Origin of the sequence: Amycolatopsis coloradensis (genome assembly GCF_001953865.1) — a bacterium.
Lineage (GTDB): Bacteria > Actinomycetota > Actinomycetes > Mycobacteriales > Pseudonocardiaceae > Amycolatopsis > Amycolatopsis coloradensis.
In genome coordinates, this window is record NZ_MQUQ01000001.1 from 202,957 (window position 1) to 220,172 (window position 17,216).

A 17,216-nucleotide genomic window follows, 5' to 3' on the forward strand; every position below is an offset into this window, starting at 1 on the left:
TCCACCGCTTAACCCCCGAGACCGAGCTGTTCGCTGTAGAACAGGCCGAGGCCGAACATGCAGCAGATGGCCGAGAGCAGCCAGAACCGGATGATGACGGTGGTCTCCGCCCAGCCCGCGAGCTCGAAATGGTGATGGAACGGGGCCATCCGGAACAGCCGTCGCCTGGTCGTGCGGAACACCGCGATCTGGGCGACCACCGAGATCATCTCGACCATGAACAGGCCGCCGATGACGATGGCGAGCAGTTCGGTGCGGGTGGTCATCGACAGACCGGCGACGAGGCCACCCAGGGCCAGCGATCCGGTGTCGCCCATGAAGATCTTCGCCGGGGCCGCGTTCCACCAGAGGAAGCCGACACAGGCGCCGGTCGCCGCGGCGGCCACCACGGCCAGGTCCAGCGGGTCACGGACGTCGTAGCAGGCGGCCTGCGGGGTGACCGCGCACGAGAGGCGGGTCTGCCAGAAGGCGATGACGACGTAGGTCGCCAGCACCATCGCCGCGGTGCCGCCGGCGAGACCGTCGAGGCCGTCGGTGAAGTTCACCGCGTTCGACCAGCCCGAGATGACGATGTAGCAGAAGATCACGAAGAACACCGACGGGAAGGTGATCAGCGCGAGGTCCCGCACGTAGGACAGGCTCTCCGACGCCGGGGTCAGCCCGCGCTCGTCGGCGAACTGCAGCGCCAGGATCGCGAAACCGATCGTGACCACCAGCTGGCCGACCAGTTTCGCGGTCTTGTTCAGCCCGAGGTTGCGCTGTTTGCGGATCTTGATGAAGTCGTCGAGGAACCCGACGATCCCGAGACCCACCGCCAGCGCGAGGACCAGCAGCCCCGAAGCGGACGGGCCGCCGGTGCCGTTGCCGCCGCTGAGCGAGCTGATCAGATGAGCCACGAAATACCCGACGACCATCGCGACGATGATCGCGACACCACCCATCGTCGGGGTACCGCGTTTGGATTTGTGTCCCTGCGGTCCTTCCTCCCGGATCTCCTGGCCGAAGCCCTGCCGGGAGAAGACCCGGATCAGATAGGGAGTGAGGAGGATGGAGACCAGCAGGCCCGCCGCGGCCGCGATCAGGATGCTGATCACGCGTCACCACCGTTCGAGCGTTCTTGAGAGGGGGAAGGGGGTACTACCGGGGAATCAGCGTTCGTTTCGGGGGAGGCGAGGACGGCGTCCGCCACTCGCCACAGTGCGGCGGCCTTGGACGCCTTCACCAGCACCACGTCGCCCGCGCGGAGCTGATCATGCAGCAGGGCGATGGCGGCCTCGACGTCGGGTACCAGTACCGACTCCTCGCCCCAGGAGCCCTCCTGCTGGGCGCCCTGGTGCGTGGCCGCGGCTGCCTGCCCGATGACCACGAGCTTGTCGATGTTGAGCCGGACGACGAGCCTGCCGATGCCGTCGTGCGCCGTCACCGAGTCCTCGCCGAGGTCGCCCATCACGCCGAGCACGGCCCAGGAACGGCGCTGCGTGCTCATCGACGCGAGTGCCTTGAGAGCGGCCCGCATCGACTCGGGGCTGGCGTTGAACGAGTCGTTGAGCACCGTGACGCCGTCGGCGCGGGTGGTGACCTCCATGCGGCGGTCCGAGCGTCGCTCAAGGCTCGACAGGCGGGCGGCGACCTCCTCGACCGTCGAGCCCATTTCCAGTGCCACGGCGGCGGCGCTGAGCGCGTTGCCGACGTGGTGCTCGCCGTAGAGCGGCAGCTTCACCGGCGCCTCGCCGTCCGGGGTGATCAGGCGGAACGACGCGCGTGCCTCGTCGTCGAGGGTGATGTCCGCGGCGCGGACCCGCGCCGACGCGCTCTCGCCGACGAACACCACCCGCGCGGTCGTGCGGCTCGCCATCGCCGCGACGTACGGGTCATCGAGGTTCAGGACGGCGACTCCGCCGTCTTCCGCGCTCGGCAGCGCCTCGACGAGTTCGCCCTTGCCCTTGGCGATGCCCTCACGCGAGCCGAACTCACCGACGTGCGCGGTGCCGACGTTGAGCACGACCCCGATCCGCGGCGGCGCGATGGCCGCCAGCTCGGCGATGTGGCCGGGCCCGCGCGCGGACAGCTCCAGCACCAGCTGCCGGGTCGAGGCGTCGGCCCGCAGCGCCGTCCAGGGGTGGCCCAGCTCGTTGTTGAACGACCCCGGCGGCGCGACCGTCGGGCCGAGCGGCTCCAGCAGCTGGGCGATGATGTCCTTGGTGGAGGTCTTGCCCGCCGAACCGGTGACCCCGACGACGGTCAGGTGGTCACTGGAGAGCTTCTGGATCACGTGCCGGGCGAGCTTGGCCAGTGCGGCCAGCACCGCGGCGCCCGCGCCGTCCTTGTCCGAGACCAGCGCGAACGCCCGGTCGTGCGCGACCCCGGCGGCCGGCGGGGGCACGATCACGGCCGGGGCGTCGACCTCGCGGGCCGCGAGCACCGCGACAGCGCCGGACTCGACGGCCTTCGCGGCGAAGTCGTGGCCGTCGACCTTCGCACCGGGCAGCGCGACGAACAATCCGCCGGGCGTGACCTGGCGGGTGTCGAATTCGACGCTTCCGGTGACCTCGGCGGTGCCGTCGGTCCGATGCAGCCTGCCGCCGACGATGGCGGCGATCTCGGCCAGGCTGAGCACGATCACTCTGTCTCCAGACGTCTGCGGATGGCGGAAGCCAGCTCGTCCCGGTCGGAGAACGGGTGCACGACACCCTGGATCTCCTGGCCGGTCTCGTGGCCCTTGCCCGCGATGAGCACGATGTCGCCGGGCCTGGCCAGCTCGACCGCGTGGACGATGGCCTCATGACGGTCGGCGATCTCGAGGATCTCGCCGCCCAGCGCCGGTCCGGCGTTGCGGGCACCGGCCAGCATCGCCGCCCGGATCGCGGCCGGATCCTCCGAACGCGGGTTGTCGTCGGTCACGATCAGCACCTCGCTGCGCCGGACCGCCGCCTCGCCCATCACCGGGCGCTTCGCGGTGTCACGGTCGCCGCCGCAGCCGAGGACGGTGATGATCCGGCCCTCGGTGCGGGCGCGCAGCGCGTCGAGCCCCTGCGCGACCGCGGCGGGCTTGTGCGCGTAGTCGACCACCGCGGTGAACGGCTGGCCGAGGTAGACCCGTTCCATCCGGCCCGGCACCTCGACCGACGCGAGCCCGTCGACGATGGTTTCGAGCGGGACACCGGCGGTGCCGAGGATCGCGGCCGCGAGCACGGCGTTCGCCACGTTGAACTCGCCCGGCAGCGGGATCTTCGCCGAAGCGGCGAGACCGTCGGGGCCGTGGAGGGTGAACGTCTGCTCCCCCGCCGGGGTGGGGGTCAGGTCGGTCGCGCGCCACAGCGCGTCCGTTCCCGGCTCGGTGGAGACGGTCACCGTGTGCGGGGTGAGGAGTGCGTGGCCCCAGGCGCTGTCGACGACGACCACCTCGGCGGTGGAGCGTCCGTCGAACAGCAGCGACTTGGCGGCGAAGTACTCCTCCATGTCCTTGTGGAAGTCCAGGTGGTCCTGGGAGAGGTTGGTGAAGGCCCCGACCGCGAACCGCGTGCCGTTGACCCGGCCCAGCGACAGCGCGTGGCTGGAGACCTCCATCGGGACGTGCGTGACCCCGCGCTCCACCATCACCGCCAGGAGCGCCTGGAGATCCGGCGCCTCGGGGGTGGTGAACCCGCTGGCGAGCCGCTCGCCCGCGATCCGGGTCTCGACCGTGCCGATCAGCCCGGTGGTGAGCCCGGCCGCCTTGAGCCCGGCGTCGACCAGATACGACGTCGTGGTCTTGCCGGACGTCCCGGTGATGCCGAGGACGGACAGCTCCAGTGACGGCTCGCCGTAGATCCAGGCCGCGATCTCGCCGAGGGCGGCCCGCGGGTCCGGGTGCACCAGGATCGGCACACCGGCGTCGCGGAGCACCGGGCGCCCGGCTCCGGCCTCGTCGGTGAGCACGGCGGCGGCACCGGCGGCGATGGCCTGGTCGCTGAAGTCCGCGCCATGGGCGCGAGCACCGGGAAGCGCGGCGAAGAGGTCGCCGGGGAGGACGTGCTGCGCGCGCAGCGTGCTGCCCGTGACCGTCAGCTCGGCCGCGGCCGGGTAGTCGTCGCCCCCCACCACGAGCCGTGCGCCCGCCCTGGCGAGCAGCGTGCCCAGCGGCATCGGCTCGATCCTGGCCGGACGGGGGGGCGCGGCGACGGCCTTGACCGGGCTGTCCGGGACCTGGGCAGCCGTCGCGCCGGACCCGCTTTCGACGGCGGGACCGCTGCGGGGATCTGAAGTAGGCACCGACACAGCCAAGGAGGTTACCGGCGCGGCATTCGGGTGACGGAAGCGGTGCGGGGTGTGAGCGCGGCGAGCACGCTCGTGGTATTGGGTTTCGGAGGCTCTCCTTGGCACGCAAGGGCTTCCGACTGTCGCTTGAGGACTTCGGCGGTGAGCGCGCCCGGGGTTTCGAGCGGCGCTCGACGCGGGGAACCGGGCACGGACAGCGACGAGCACCTTTTGGGCGTGGGCCAGGAGTCCGTGCCGGAGCCCCTGCCCCTGCGGGTGGACAAGGTCTCGTGTGGTCCGGCGCCAGCAAGGTCGTGTAGTACATGAAGGCCCCCTTACTTGCGTCAGGCGCAAGTAAGGGGGCCTTCATGTACTACAGCCGACCGACACCTCAGGAGAGCACCAGCGGGACCTGAGGCGTCGGACCGTCCGAAAGCGGGATCTGGAACCGCTGCGCCAGGTAGGCGGCCACCGAGTGGAACAGCGGCGCGGCCGAGGCCGTGTTCGCCGGCGCGTCGAGCCGGATGCCGACGACGAACCGGGGGTGGTCGGCGGGCAGGATCCCGGCGAAGGTGATGTTGTACAGCGAGTCGCTGTACGTCTTCGTCTGCGGGTCGACCTGCTGGCCGGTGCCCGTCTTGCCCGAGATCTGGTAGCCCTCCAGCGCCGCCTTCGGCCCGGTGCCGCTCTGCTGCCCGCGGCCGCTCTGCGTCACGGCGCGCATCATGTCGCGCACGGTCTTCGCCGCCTGCGGGCTGATCACCTGCACGGTCTTCGGCGCCGGTTCGGGGACGACGGTGCCGTCCGGGTTGACCTTCGCCTTGACCACGCGGGGTTCCACGCGCAGCCCGTCGTTCGCGATGGCCTGGTACATCGCGGCCATCTGCACGACGGTCATCGAAAGCCCCTGCCCGATCGGCAGGTTTCCGAAAGTCGTGGCGTACCACTGGTTGCGCGGCGGGACGACGCCCGGGCTCTCACCGGGCAGGCCGAGACCGGTGCGCTGGCCGAGACCGAACTTCTTGAGCAGGTCCGCGTAACGGTCCTCGCCGATCTTCTGCGCCAGCAACAGGGTTCCGACGTTCGACGACTTCGCGAAGATCCCGGTGGTGGTGAACTGCTGCGCCCCGTGATGCCAGGCGTCCTTGACGATCTTGTCCGCGACCTGGAGCGAACCCGGCACCGACATCGACGCCTCGGGGGTGGTGATGCCCTGGTCGATCGCGCCGGCGGCGGTGACGATCTTGTTCACCGAACCGGGTTCGAACGGGGTGGTCACCGCGCGGTTGTTCAGGTTCTCCGTCTCGCTGCGCGAAGCCGGGTCGTTGAGGTTGACCGTCTTGTCGTTGGCCAGCGCGAAGACCTCGCCGGTCTTCGAGTCCATGATGACCGCCTGGCCGCCCTTGGCCTGTGACTTGGTCACGTACTCGCTCAGCTGCCGTTGCAGTTCGTACTGCAGGTCGGTGTCGATCGTCAAGTGCAGATCCGAACCGGGGACGGCGTTCTGGATGTCCCGCTCGGTACCGGGGATGACGAGGTTGTCGTTGCCGTTCCGGGTGTTGACGATCTTGCGGCCCGGCGTTCCGGCGAGGTCGTTGTCCCGTGAGGCTTCGAGTCCGTAGCCGCCGTGCAGGTTGTGTTTGGAGACGTCCTTGTCGTCGGTACGCCAGTTCGCGTAGCCGATGATGTTCGCGCCCACCGAGTCACCGGGATACTCCCGCTTCGAGCGTTTCTCGACGCTGATCCACGGGAATTCCTTGACGATCGCCTCGGCGACCGACGGTTCGATGTCATGGACCAGGTAGGTGAACCCGTCCGGCTTGTGGAACTTGTCCAGCAGTTCCTTCTCGGTGATCACCCCCGGCAGCTTGGCCGCGATCGCCTTCGCCGCGGCCGCCACGTCGGCCTCGAAGGTATTGCCCTTGGCCGGGTTCTTCGCGGCGAAGTCGTTCCTGGTCTTGTGGAGCCAGTTCAGGCTCACCGCGAGGGTCCGCACCTCGATGCTGAACGCGATCTTCGTCCCGTTGCGGTCCATGATGGCCCCGCGCTGCGCGGGGCTTTCGATCACCGACGTCCGCTGCCGTTCCGCGGCTTCGGACAGCGCACCGGCCTCGAACCACTGCACCTGCACCAGTTTGAGGCCGGCGAGCACCATCATGATGATCAGCATGATCCGGACGCCGGTGAACCGGCTCGGATGTCCGCCGTTACCCCGCCGGGCGGTGGCACGGCGGGTCCCGGCGGCGTAGGTCCGCCGCGCGCTCCCCGCCGACCGGGCCCGGTTCTGCGCCGGACGGCCGGGTGACATCACTGACCTCCCTGCGCCGGCGGTGCCGCGTCCTCCTGGGGGATCGCGGGCAGGTCGCCCTCGATCACCCCGTTCTGTGTCCCCTCGGCCGGCGGCGGCGCCGCGATCGAGGTGGCGGGGGGCGCGTCGGCTTCGGCCTTCTTCGGCTCACCCACCACAGTGGACTGCCCGTCCGGGCCGACCACGATGTGCGCGGGGTCGCCGCCGGGCACCATGCCCTGTTCCCTCGCCTTGGGCGCCAGGGAAGCGGGCGACTCGGCCTTCGCGACCTCGCGCTGGAGCCGTTCCTTCGCCTCGGCGAGCCCGGCGTTGGTGGTGCGGAGTTGTTCGAGCCGGTACGAGTCGGCGATGGCCTGCGTGGTCAGCCACAGCGTGCAGGCCACCCCCACGGCCAGCATGCCCATCATCATCAGCACGAAGGACGCGCGCGAGCGTGGCCAGCGCAGCGTGACCTTCTTCCGCGGCGCTTCCTTGCCCGCGCCGCCGTCGGGACGGTTGCGCTGCTGGTCCCGCTGCAACAGGTCGGCGCGCTGCGCACGGCGCGCGTAGGCGCGTTCGGCCGCCGACGTCCGGCCGCGGGAGGCGCGAGTGGACGTCGTGGTCTCGGTGGCGTCCGGCGTCTCGTCGACCGTGCTGGTCGCGCGGGCACGCCGTCCGGGCGCCGGTGTCCGGCGGCCGCGGGACTTCGCGGGAGCGGTCATCGTGCTCGGTCTCCGATCCGTTCGGCGGCTCGCAGCCGCACGGAGGCGGCCCGTGTGTTCTGTTCGGTCTCCGCCTCGCCGGCCTTCTCGGCCCCTCTGGTGAGCAGTTTCAGTTCCGGGCCGTGGCCCGGTAGTTCGACCGGAAGCCCTTCCGGCGTCCGGGATTTCGCCAGTTCCGCGAAGGCCTGCTTGACCAGCCTGTCTTCGAGGGACTGATAGGACTCCACGACGATGCGACCGCCGACGGCGAGCGAGGACAGCGCCCGCGGCATCGCCCGCCGCAGCACCTCCAGTTCACCGTTGACCTCGATCCGCAACGCCTGGAAGGTGCGCTTCGCCGGATGCCCGCCGGTGCGCCTGCTCGCCGCGGGGACCGCGTCGTACAGCAGTTCCACCAGCCGCCCGCTGCGCGTGAAGGGTTCCTTCTCTCGTTCCGCCACCACGGCTTGGACGATCCGCTTGGCGAAGCGTTCCTCGCCGTAGTCGCGCAGGATCCGGATCAGCTCGCCCGGCCCGTAGGTGTTGAGCACGTCGGCCGCGGTGATCCCGGTGGTCGGGTCCATCCGCATGTCGAGCGGGGAATCCTTGGAATAGGCGAAACCACGCTCGGCGCGGTCCAGCTGCATCGAGGAGACACCGAGGTCGAACAGGATACCGTCCACTCTGGACAGTCCAAGACCTTGCAGCGCGGACGGCATCTCGTCGTAGACGGCGTGCACGAAGTCGACACGATCACCGTGCGGCGCAAGCCGTTTCGCGGAAAGTTCCAGCGCGTTGGGGTCACGATCGAGCGCGACGAGGCGCAACGTGGGAAACGCGGTGAGCAGCGCGTCGGAATGACCGCCGAGTCCGACGGTCGCGTCGACCAGCACGGCCTCGCGGTCGGAGAAGACCGGCTCGAACAGTTCGACGATGCGCCTCAGCAGCACCGGAACGTGCTCGTGATCGCCCGCCATGTCTTCCCCCTTTCCTGTAGTGCCGGGGAAGATGCCGGATGCCGTCAGGTCCCTGTCCGCCCGCCTGCTGACCTGGTACCGGGGAAGGTGTACCAGGGCCACTGAGCGGACAGAGGCCTCACGGCATCCGTGTGGACGGTTCCCGGCGTGCCCGAAGCATGAACCCGCGCCCCCCGACGGCGTGGGTGCTTCCTCGGTCACGTCTAGAAGACGCCCGGCAGAACTTCCTCTCGAGCCTTCGCGTAGCTGTCCTCGTGTTCGTCCAGGTAGCCCTGCCACGCTTGGGCATCCCAGATCTCCAGCCGGGTGATCGCCCCGATCACCACGCACTCCTTGTTCAACCCGGCGTAGCGTCGGAGCTCGGACGCGATCGCGACACGTCCTTGCCCGTCCGGGCGTTGTTCGTCCGTCCCGGCGAAGAGATAACGCTGGTAGGCCCGGACCGCCTCGTTCGTGAACGGGGCGTCGGCGACCTTCCTCGCCATCTGCTCGAACTCGGCCCGGGGAAAGACGAAGAGACAGTGATCCTGTCCCTTGGTGACCATCAGCCCACCGGCGAGCGCGTCGCGGAACTTCGCGGGCAGCGTGAGCCGCCCTTTGTCGTCCAGTTTCGGGGTGTGGGTGCCGAGGAACACCGGCTCCACCTCCCTACCGACTTCGGCTGTGAACAACCAAGGCCGGTCACGGGGCTCCCTACCGCCCCACTTCGCACCACCGTACCCCACTTTTCTGCACAGTCAACGCGACAAAAGCCGTGACCACTCCGTCGTGTTAGGCGTTTTCGCTGGTCAGCCAGGTGGGGCCAGGTGGGGGCGTGGTGGGGGACGGTGGCCAAGATCCCCCTGGGCGGTATCGAAGCAACCTCATCTATGCCTGATGCGTCCGGATATCGGCAGCCGGAACCCTGCGGTGGGGCGAAGTGGGGGTGAAAGTGGGGAATCCGGTGTGGAGCGGTGGGGGACGGTGGGGACAGCCGAGGACACAGTGGAGCGTGGGCGGGTCGCCTGAAGTACATGAAGGCCCCCTTCATGTACTGGGCAGGAGTCCTTCACGAGACCTGACGTCATCGGTTCATCCCAGGTATCCGGCCGTCCCAACCGGACTCGCGACTCCGCGTCCGCTCTTGCGGCGGCGTCCGGTCACCCCAGGGATGGTGCGACGGCTGATGCCGCACCAGTCCTTCGGCTCCGCTTTCACGACCCTCGGCAATACGGACGTCCGGCATCTAATCGGACGACCAGGCTCGAAGGTGTCCTCTATGGACAGTCACGGCGTCTCACTGAGCCGCGCGTGATCCTTCACGGAATCAACCGCTCAACGGTCCGGATCGAGAAACCCGGCCAGCCGCGCGGCCAGCCGGGGACCGTCCACCGGGGACACGTTCACCCACGCCTGCCCGCCACGGCCCTCGGTCCGCGCCGCGCAATACGCGCCCACGTCGGTGTCGAACCAGGTCAGCCCACCGGCCCGCTGGGCCCGGCCGTCCCGGTCGCGGGTCCGCACGGTGAACTGGCCTGCACTGTAGACCGGCCGCGCCTGGATCGCGAGCACTTCACGCAACTGACTGTCCGAAGCGGACGACCGGCCTTCGCCGAACACGGGATCTTCGAGGTCGCCGTCGAACCGCGCGGCGGGCAGGCTGATCCCGTAGCCGGGTCCGGGACGCAGCGCCGGCAGGACGTCGACGATCGCGGCGAACACCTCGCCGTCGCCGATCCCGGAAAGCGCGATGGTTTGCTCGGGCTGAGTGGCCAGCACGCCGTGCCGCCCGCGCGCGGCCGCGACGGCGCGGAACGGCGCTTCGGCGGTCATGTCGGCCAGCGCCTCGCATTCGACGTAGACCTCGGCGCGCGCGAGCAGGTCGAGCCGCGCTTCCAGGGCGGCATCGAGCCTGTCGCCGTCATGGAGGCCTCGTTCGGCGAGGTTCTCGTAGACCGCGCCGCGGATCTCGGCACGTTCCGCTTCGGTGCCGCCGACGCTGCGGACGGACAGCGGCCACGGCGGGGCCGCGTGGCCGAGATCGGACCAGAGGACGTCGAACGCCGACGCGGAAACGCGGATCAAGACCGCCCCAGCTGGGGCGGCTTCCCGAAGGAGACCTGCGGAGTCAGCGAATGCAGTGAAGCGTCGCGGGTGTTCATCACGTCGACGGCCTTGCGCCTGGCCTCTTCGGCCTCGGCGCGGCGGGCCTCCATCTCATCGGCGAGCGCCGCGAGAGCCAGCAGGTTCCCGCCCGCGGCGGCACCGCGGATCATCGCGCCCGGATCGAAGTCCACCGGCGGCGGCATGTCCGCACGGGCCCGCGCGGCCGCCTCGGCCTGGCCGGAGACAGCCTGCCCGAGCGCCGACGAGAGGTCCGCGGACCGGGTCAGCCAGCCCGACGCCGTGGCCAGTACGCCGCGGAGCGCGTCACCCGCTTCCCCGCGCCAGTTCTCTTCACTGCTGCCGACGAGTCCGGCCAGCTCGGACGTCGCGTCGTGCATGCGCCGCGCGAGCGCGTCCCAGGCGGCACCGATGCCGCCCGCCACTTCGGGGTCATTGCCCGCTTCGACCTCGGCGGCCAGCGCCTCATGACTGTAGGCCTCGTACCGCGTGGCCGCGACCGGGACCTCACGCCCCGGCGTCTCTCCTTCAGGCACGGCAACTTCTCCTAGGGCAGTTTGGGTTCGGCCAATCCCGCCACCGTCACCGCGCGCTCGCAGGCGAGCGTGGTGTCGGTGAAGTTCGTGTTGCTCACGTCGATCTGGACGCTCGCCTTCTCCCCCATGCCGAGCAGGACCGCGCAGGTCCCGTCGGCGGCCTTCTTGTCGGCGACCTCGAGCGCCTGCCGATCGCCGACCTTGATCTTGGTGGCGGTCTTGCGCGCGATCTCGAGGTCGGTCAGCCCGTTCTTCTCGTCCACGGTGACGGTCACGCCGAAGGTCGCGGGCACCGTCCAGTCGCACGCGCGGGCACCGTTGATCTCCTTCGGGACGCCGAGCACGTTCAGCCCGGCGCTCGACCGGTCCTGCGGTGACAGGAGCGCGCACGGATCCACCTCGCCGCTCGACGCGGGCGCCGAGGACGCGGGAAGCGGGGCGACACCGTCGTCGGCGGCCGGGATCCGCGCCTGACCCGCGACCCCTTGCCCGCAGGCGGACACCGCGAGGACGACAAGGACGCCGAGTGCGAAAAGGCGGGACCTCATGGGTTCAGCCGCCGACACAATCCACGTCCGCCGCCGCTTGTTCGTCCTGACGGGTGTACTTGGCCAACGCCTTCTCCATCCGGTTCTTGAGCGCCTCGAGTTCCTTGCCGAACGCGGTGAGAGCCTCGACCGCGGACCCTTCGGCGCCGATCCCGTACTGCGCCATGAACCGGCCGACCTCGTCCGCGTATCCCCCGCCGAGGGGAACCGTGCGGCCGAGCACCTTGGCCTCGCGGACCATCTGGCCGACCACGTCCTGCAGGGCGGAGATCTTCACGTGGGCGTCAGCGGCCAGCTCCGGGGCGACCGCGAACCCACTCAGATCGAACCGGGGTTGGGCGGTTCTCACCTCGCTCATATGCGATTACGCCTCTCCGTAGTCGAGCGACCTCGCACCGGAGCATACGACAAAACCCCGCGTCAGCGGGAGCACCCGAAAACGCGCTCACCTCACACGATCGAGGTAAGGTCTCTGGTTGCACAGAGTCATCGACTGGGGTTGGCGGGGTTCCCCCCACGAGTTCGCCCGAGTTTGACACACTTCGTGGGAGGCTGACCGCTGCTCGGGGGACCACCCGAGTGAAGAAAAGCTGGCCTTCAGCGGACCTAGCGGACATCCAGCCACGTGGCATCAGGAGGTCGAGTGACGTCGAGAATCCAGTCTGCGACGCCCGGCGAACAGCAGGGTGAGCAGGCAACCGGGCAAGCGCCGTACCCCACGGCCGCCGGCTCGGTCAGCGGCCGTCAGAACGGCCGTGCGAGCAGAGCGTCCCTCGACGAACTGCACGAGACGGCGCGGCGGATCGCCGCCAACGTGGAGCGGGTGCTGGTCGGCAAACCCGACGTCATCCGTATCGCGCTCGTCACCCTGCTCGCCGAAGGCCACCTCCTCGTCGAGGACGTCCCCGGGGTCGGCAAGACCTCGCTGGCGAAGGCGCTGGCCCGCTCGATCGACTGCACCGTGAGCCGGATCCAGTTCACCCCCGACCTGCTGCCCAGCGACGTCACCGGGGTGTCCATCTACAACCGGCAGACCGGCGGGTTCGAGTTCCGGCCCGGCCCGGTGTTCGCGAACATCGTGGTCGGCGACGAAATCAACCGCGCCTCGCCGAAGACGCAGTCCGCGCTGCTCGAATGCATGGAAGAGCACCAGGTCACCGTCGACACCTCGACGTACCACCTCGAAGAGCCGTTCATGGTGATCGCCACCCAGAACCCGATCGAGATGGAGGGCACCTACGCGCTGCCCGAGGCCCAGCGGGACCGGTTCACCGCGCGGGTGTCCATCGGCTACCCCGACCAGCAGGCCGAACTGGCCATGGTCGACGAGCACGCCGGGCACAACCCGCTGGCCGATCTCGAACCCGTCTCCGACCGCGAGTCGGTGCAGCGGCTGATCGAGACGGTCCGGTCGGTGCACATGTCGCCGGAGGTCCGCCGGTACGCCGTCGAGCTGGTGTCCGCGACCCGGCAGGTGCCGGAGATCCGCCTCGGCGCCTCGCCGCGCGCGACACTGCAACTGGTCCGCTCCGCCCGTGCCCAGGCCGCGCTTTCGGGCCGCGAGTTCGTTGTCCCGGACGACCTGCATTCGGTCGCGGTCCCGGTGCTGGCGCACCGCATGGTGCTCACCACCGAGGCGCACGCCGCCCGTCGTTCGGCCACCGACGTGGTCCGCGCGATCCTGAACCGCGTTCCCGTTCCGCAGGGCTCCGCGGGTACGAACCACCGCTGAGAGAGAAGATAAGAGAACAGCCATGCTGCGTGCGCTGTCCGGCCTGACCACACGTGGCCGCTGTCTCCTCGCCGCCGGCGTCGCCGCGGCGGTGTGCTCGTTCGTGCTCAACGAACGGGATCTGCTGCGGGTCGCGGTGTTCGTCGTCGCCCTGCCCTTGCTGGTCGCCTTCTTCATCTCGGCGACCCGGCTGCGGCTGGGCGCGGCCCGCGCGCTGCGCCCGGAGCGGGTCTCGGTCGGTTCGCCCGGTGAGGTCCAGCTCGAACTCTGGCGCGACGGCAGGCTTCCCGCCGGCGAGGTGCTGCTCGAAGACGGCGTGCCGTACGCGCTGGGTTCGCGGCCGCGCTTCGTCGTCGAGCGGCTGCCCCACGACCGGCGGGTCGCGCTGCGGTACCCCTTGCAGCCGGTGCTGCGCGGGATCCAGCAGGTCGGCCCACTGCGGGCGACGATCACCGACCCGTTCGGCCTGTGCGAGTTCGAACGCGAGCTGATCGGGCATTCACGGCTGGTCGTCGTGCCGAAGGTGGTCGGCCTGTGGGGCCTGCCCAGCGGCGCCGGGATCGGCGCCGGTGACGACGGCAGCATCCGCCTGCACGCCGGGCAGGGCGAGGCGGACGTGATCGTCCGGCAATACCGCCAGGGTGACGACCTCCGGAAGGTCCACTGGCGCTCGACCGCCCGCCGCGACGAGATCATGGTCCGCGTCGAGGAGCGGCCGTGGCGTGGCGGCACCACGGTGCTGCTGGACCACCGCGCGGCCGCGCACCACGGCACCGGTCCCGCCGCGAGCCTCGAATGGGCCGTCTCGTTCGCCGCTTCGGTGGGGCTTCACCTGCGCCGTTCCGGTCACCGCGTCCGGCTGATCACCGAACACGGCCAGACCCTGGCCGACACCCCCGGTGAAGGCGGCGAGCACTACGACAACGTCGTGCTCGACGTCCTCGCCGCGCTCCAGCCCGCGCACCAGCGCGACATCACCCTCGGCCACGATCCGGCCGAAGGACAGGAACTCATCGCCGTGCTCGGCACCGTCAGCAACGAATCCGTGCACGAGCTGTCCCGGTACCGCCCGCGCGGGATCCGGAGCCTCGCCGTGCTGCTCGACACCCCCGGCTGGTCCTCGGGCGTCAACCGGCCCGAAACCCGGGCCGCCGCCACCGAGGAATCGGTGGCGCTGCTGCGCGCCGCGGGCTGGGGCGTCGTCGTCGCGGGCCCCGGATCGCCCATGCAGCAGGTCTGGGCCGAACTGTGCCAGACGGCCACCCGCCGGGGCACGCTGATCGGAGGCGGCCTGTGACCGCGACGGCGCCACCCCGCCCGCACACCCCCAAACCGCGCCCCGAGGCACCGGCACCGGTCTGGACGAGCAGTGTGCTCGCGCCGGTCGCCGCCGGGCTCGCCACGCTGTTCGCTTCGACCTCGCTGACCGGCGTCGTCTCCGGCTGGGCGTGGTTCGGCTACCTGCTGGTCGCCGTCGTGCTGATCGCCTCCACCGGGCTCGCCCTGCGCTCGCTGCGCGCGCCGACCATCGTCGTCGGCCTCGCTCAGCTGCTGGTGCTGCTGTTCCTGATCACCGGGGCGTTCACCACCAGCGGGATCCTGAAGATCATCCCTGGCCCGGACGCGCTCGAGGAACTGCGCGGCGTGCTCGCCGCGTCGGCCGAGCAGATCCGTGTCGGGCTGCCGCCCATCGAGGGCACGCCGCCGATCCTCTGCCTGGTGACCATCGCGATCGGCCTGGTCGCGGTGCTGGTCGACACCCTGGCCGTGGCCGCCGCCGCGCCCGCCGCGACCGGTCTCGTGCTGCTGTGCGTGTACGCCGTGCCCGCCGCGCTGGCCGAGGACATGCTGCCGTGGTGGACGTTCCTGCTCGGCGCGGCCGCGTTCGCCGCGCTGCTCGCCGTCGACGGCAACCACCGGCATCGCCGCTGGCGCAACCGGGAGGCGCCCGGACTGGGCAACTCGGCGAGCACGCTGTCCGCCCCCGTCGGCGTGGTGAGCGCCGCGATCGCGCTGGGCCTGGTCATCGGCACGGCCGCCACCGGCGTCGGCACGGTCGGCAGTCTCCCCGGCGGAACAGGGTCGGGCCGGGGCGGCGCGGGCGGTTTCGGCGTCGAACCGTTCACGCAGCTGCGCGGTCTGCTCGACCAGGGCGAGAACGTGGAACTGTTCAAGATCTACGGGATGGGCGCGGACAAGCGGCTGCTGCGCGCGTTCACCCTCGACACCTACACGCCGAACAAGGGCTGGGGACTGGCACAGAACGGCCGCGCCCAGCAGGGTGTGCAGGCCAACCAGCCGCTCCCGGCCGTGAAGGGCGACGACCGCACCGGCCCCGGACGCGAGATCCGGATCGAACCGACGAACTGGGTCGACAACTGGCTGCCGTTCTACGGCGTGCCGCGGACGTTCGCCGGCCTGGCCGACAACTGGCTGTACGACCCGGTCGGCGGTGCCGTGTTCACCACCACCAAGCAGAACGCGCCCGCGTACACGGAGACCGCGTCGATCAGAGAACCGTCGAAGGAAGAACTCCGCCTCGACGACGCTCGCCTCGCCGAAGTCCCACCTCAGTTCACCCAGGTCGACCAGGTCGACCCCCGCGTGGTCGCGAAGGCCAAGCAGCTGACGGAGAACGAGTCCAACAACTTCGACAAGGCACAGGCGCTCTGGTCGTTCTTCACCGCGCAGAACGGTTTCGTCTACGACACCAAGACCGCCGACGCCACCGACTCCGACGCGCTCGCCGACTTCATCCTCAACGGCAAACGCGGGTTCTGTGAACAGTTCGCGTCCGCGATGGCCGTGATGCTGCGCGCGGTCGGCATCCCGTCCCGGGTCGCCATCGGCTTCGCCTCCGGTACCCCGAAGGGCGACTACGTCTCGATCAGCTCCGAGGACGCGCACGCGTGGGTCGAGGTCTACTTCCAGACGAAGGGCTGGGTCAGCTTCGACCCGACCCCGCTGCTCGACGGCCGCGCGGTCGTCCCGCCGTACCTGCAGCCCGACACCAGCGCCTCCAAGCCCAACGACACCCAGGAGGTGCCGACCGCGGCGGCGTCGAGCGCTCCCGCGACCGGCACGCCCCGTGACCCGGACACGAACCCCGGCGCGGACGGCACCGGGAACCAGCAGGAGGAGGAGCCGCTGTGGCCCGCCATCCTCGCCGGTCTTCTCGGCGGGCTGGCGGCCGCGGTGAGCGTGATCGTGGTCGTGCGCACCCGCTTGAGATACCGGGCGCTCCTGCGCTCGTCGCCCGCGCCCCGCGCTCCGGACGCGCCTGTTCCCCTCCGTGAGGAGGGCGGGTTCCTGAACAACCCGAACGTGACGAACTGGCTCCCGCTGATCGCGATCGGACTGTGGGTGGGAGCGTTCGCGTTCCTCGCGGCATGGGTGTCCTGGTGGTTCGCGCTGGCCGTGGTGGTCGTCCTCGGCGGCCTCGGCACGCCGACGGCGATCCGGGAGATCAAACGACGGCTGCGGTTGCAGAAGATCACGTCCCACTCCCCCGCCGCGGCCGACGCGGCGTGGCGTGAACTGATGGACGAGTGCGCGGACCGCGGCCTGCCGCTCTCCGAAGGCGACACGGTGCGCGTGGCGGGCCGGAAGGTCGTCGAGAAGCACCGCCTGGACGAAGAAGGCCGCTCCGGCCTGCGGACGGTCATCGGCGTCGTCGAGAGGTCCTGGTACTCGGACGAGCCGCCGGACGCCCAGGCGCTGGGCCCGGCTTTCGACGAAGTCCGCAAGAGCCTGAAGCGGAACGCGCCCATGTCGTGGAAAGGCCGCCTGTTCCCGCGGTCACTTCGCCGAGGAAAGTAAGGCTTGGGTCCGTGCTTGCGGGCTCCCCGCGCGGGCTGCCGACAGGTCGGTAGGCGGCCACGCCACCCACGGCCGCGGCCTCGATGCGGCGGGGTGATCCAGGTACATGAAGGACCCCTTCACTGCGCCTAGGTACAGGAAGGGGTCCTTTACGTACTTCAGGACGGGACGCCAACGTCACAGCAGCCCAACGTCACCAGAGATCACATCGTGAACTCGGCCGACTCCGAGGGGTGGCGACCAACGCAGCCGCCGGGTGGTCCACTGATACAGGCTC

Annotated in this window: 14 protein-coding genes; 3 read left to right on the forward strand and 11 right to left on the reverse strand. The window is 70.2% G+C overall.

Annotated features, from left to right (window positions below; all coding sequences use genetic code 11):
* Positions 1 to 8: 8 nt before the first annotated feature.
* The 11 genes from mraY to BS329_RS01015 form a co-directional block, all read right to left on the reverse strand.
* Positions 9 to 1,094, reverse strand: coding sequence for a phospho-N-acetylmuramoyl-pentapeptide-transferase (mraY, locus tag BS329_RS00965; protein WP_076154832.1), 1,086 nt, complete (start codon positions 1,092 to 1,094; stop codon positions 9 to 11).
* Complete coding sequence (locus BS329_RS00970) at positions 1,091 to 2,623, reverse strand: UDP-N-acetylmuramoyl-tripeptide--D-alanyl-D-alanine ligase (protein ID WP_076154834.1); 1,533 nt, start codon at positions 2,621 to 2,623, stop codon at positions 1,091 to 1,093. Before BS329_RS00970 ends, mraY begins: the two co-directional genes overlap by 4 nt.
* On the reverse strand, positions 2,620 to 4,125 hold the full coding sequence (locus tag BS329_RS00975; RefSeq protein ID WP_076155105.1) for a UDP-N-acetylmuramoyl-L-alanyl-D-glutamate--2,6-diaminopimelate ligase: 1,506 nt from the start codon (positions 4,123 to 4,125) through the stop codon (positions 2,620 to 2,622). Before BS329_RS00975 ends, BS329_RS00970 begins: the two co-directional genes overlap by 4 nt.
* Before the next feature lie 502 nt (positions 4,126 to 4,627).
* Positions 4,628 to 6,544 carry a peptidoglycan D,D-transpeptidase FtsI family protein gene (locus BS329_RS00980; RefSeq protein WP_076154836.1) on the reverse strand — a complete coding sequence of 639 codons (1,917 nt, stop codon included), beginning with the start codon at positions 6,542 to 6,544 and terminating at the stop codon, positions 4,628 to 4,630.
* A complete protein-coding gene (gene ftsL, locus BS329_RS00985; protein WP_076154838.1) occupies positions 6,544 to 7,245 on the reverse strand; it encodes a cell division protein FtsL in 702 nt (233 codons plus the stop codon). Before ftsL ends, BS329_RS00980 begins: the two co-directional genes overlap by 1 nt.
* Positions 7,242 to 8,201 carry a 16S rRNA (cytosine(1402)-N(4))-methyltransferase RsmH gene (gene rsmH / locus BS329_RS00990; protein ID WP_076154840.1) on the reverse strand — a complete coding sequence of 320 codons (960 nt, stop codon included), beginning with the start codon at positions 8,199 to 8,201 and terminating at the stop codon, positions 7,242 to 7,244. The genes ftsL and rsmH overlap by 4 nt, the downstream gene beginning before the upstream one ends.
* 203 nt (positions 8,202 to 8,404) lie before the next feature.
* Positions 8,405 to 8,836 carry a division/cell wall cluster transcriptional repressor MraZ gene (mraZ, locus tag BS329_RS00995; protein WP_076155107.1) on the reverse strand — a complete coding sequence of 144 codons (432 nt, stop codon included), beginning with the start codon at positions 8,834 to 8,836 and terminating at the stop codon, positions 8,405 to 8,407.
* Between the two features lie 679 nt (positions 8,837 to 9,515).
* Positions 9,516 to 10,265, reverse strand: a complete 750-nt coding sequence (locus tag BS329_RS01000) for an ESX secretion-associated protein EspG (RefSeq protein WP_076154841.1) — start codon at positions 10,263 to 10,265, stop codon at positions 9,516 to 9,518.
* Positions 10,262 to 10,840, reverse strand: coding sequence for a PPE domain-containing protein (locus BS329_RS01005; RefSeq protein ID WP_076154842.1), 579 nt, complete (start codon positions 10,838 to 10,840; stop codon positions 10,262 to 10,264). Before BS329_RS01005 ends, BS329_RS01000 begins: the two co-directional genes overlap by 4 nt.
* Positions 10,841 to 10,851: 11 nt before the next feature.
* Entirely contained in the window at positions 10,852 to 11,388 is a 537-nt protein-coding gene (locus tag BS329_RS01010; protein ID WP_076155109.1) for a DUF3558 domain-containing protein, read from the reverse strand.
* A gap of 4 nt (positions 11,389 to 11,392) precedes the next feature.
* Complete coding sequence (locus BS329_RS01015; protein WP_076154843.1) at positions 11,393 to 11,746, reverse strand: hypothetical protein; 354 nt, start codon at positions 11,744 to 11,746, stop codon at positions 11,393 to 11,395.
* Between the two features lie 285 nt (positions 11,747 to 12,031).
* Here BS329_RS01015 and BS329_RS01020 point away from each other — a divergent pair, with 285 nt between their 5' ends.
* From BS329_RS01020 to BS329_RS01030, 3 genes are read left to right on the forward strand one after another with little or no spacing between them, the layout of a single operon-like run.
* A complete protein-coding gene (locus BS329_RS01020; protein WP_076154844.1) occupies positions 12,032 to 13,120 on the forward strand; it encodes an AAA family ATPase in 1,089 nt (362 codons plus the stop codon).
* Between the two features lie 22 nt (positions 13,121 to 13,142).
* Entirely contained in the window at positions 13,143 to 14,417 is a 1,275-nt protein-coding gene (locus BS329_RS01025) for a DUF58 domain-containing protein (protein ID WP_076154845.1), read from the forward strand.
* Entirely contained in the window at positions 14,414 to 16,939 is a 2,526-nt protein-coding gene (locus BS329_RS01030; protein ID WP_076154846.1) for a transglutaminase TgpA family protein, read from the forward strand. Before BS329_RS01025 ends, BS329_RS01030 begins: the two co-directional genes overlap by 4 nt.
* Positions 16,940 to 17,216 lie beyond the last annotated feature (277 nt).

Coding starts and splice junctions, on each gene's coding strand:
- ftsL (WP_076154838.1), bottom strand. CDS start 7,245: ATGACCGCTCCCGCGAAGTCCCGCGGCCGCCGGACACCGGCGCCCGGA.
- BS329_RS01025 (WP_076154845.1), top strand. CDS start 13,143: ATGCTGCGTGCGCTGTCCGGCCTGACCACACGTGGCCGCTGTCTCCTC.
- BS329_RS00980 (WP_076154836.1), bottom strand. CDS start 6,544: ATGTCACCCGGCCGTCCGGCGCAGAACCGGGCCCGGTCGGCGGGGAGC.
- BS329_RS00975 (WP_076155105.1), bottom strand. CDS start 4,125: ATGCCGCTGGGCACGCTGCTCGCCAGGGCGGGCGCACGGCTCGTGGTG.
- BS329_RS01015 (WP_076154843.1), bottom strand. CDS start 11,746: ATGAGCGAGGTGAGAACCGCCCAACCCCGGTTCGATCTGAGTGGGTTC.
- BS329_RS01010 (WP_076155109.1), bottom strand. CDS start 11,388: ATGAGGTCCCGCCTTTTCGCACTCGGCGTCCTTGTCGTCCTCGCGGTG.
- rsmH (WP_076154840.1), bottom strand. CDS start 8,201: ATGGCGGGCGATCACGAGCACGTTCCGGTGCTGCTGAGGCGCATCGTC.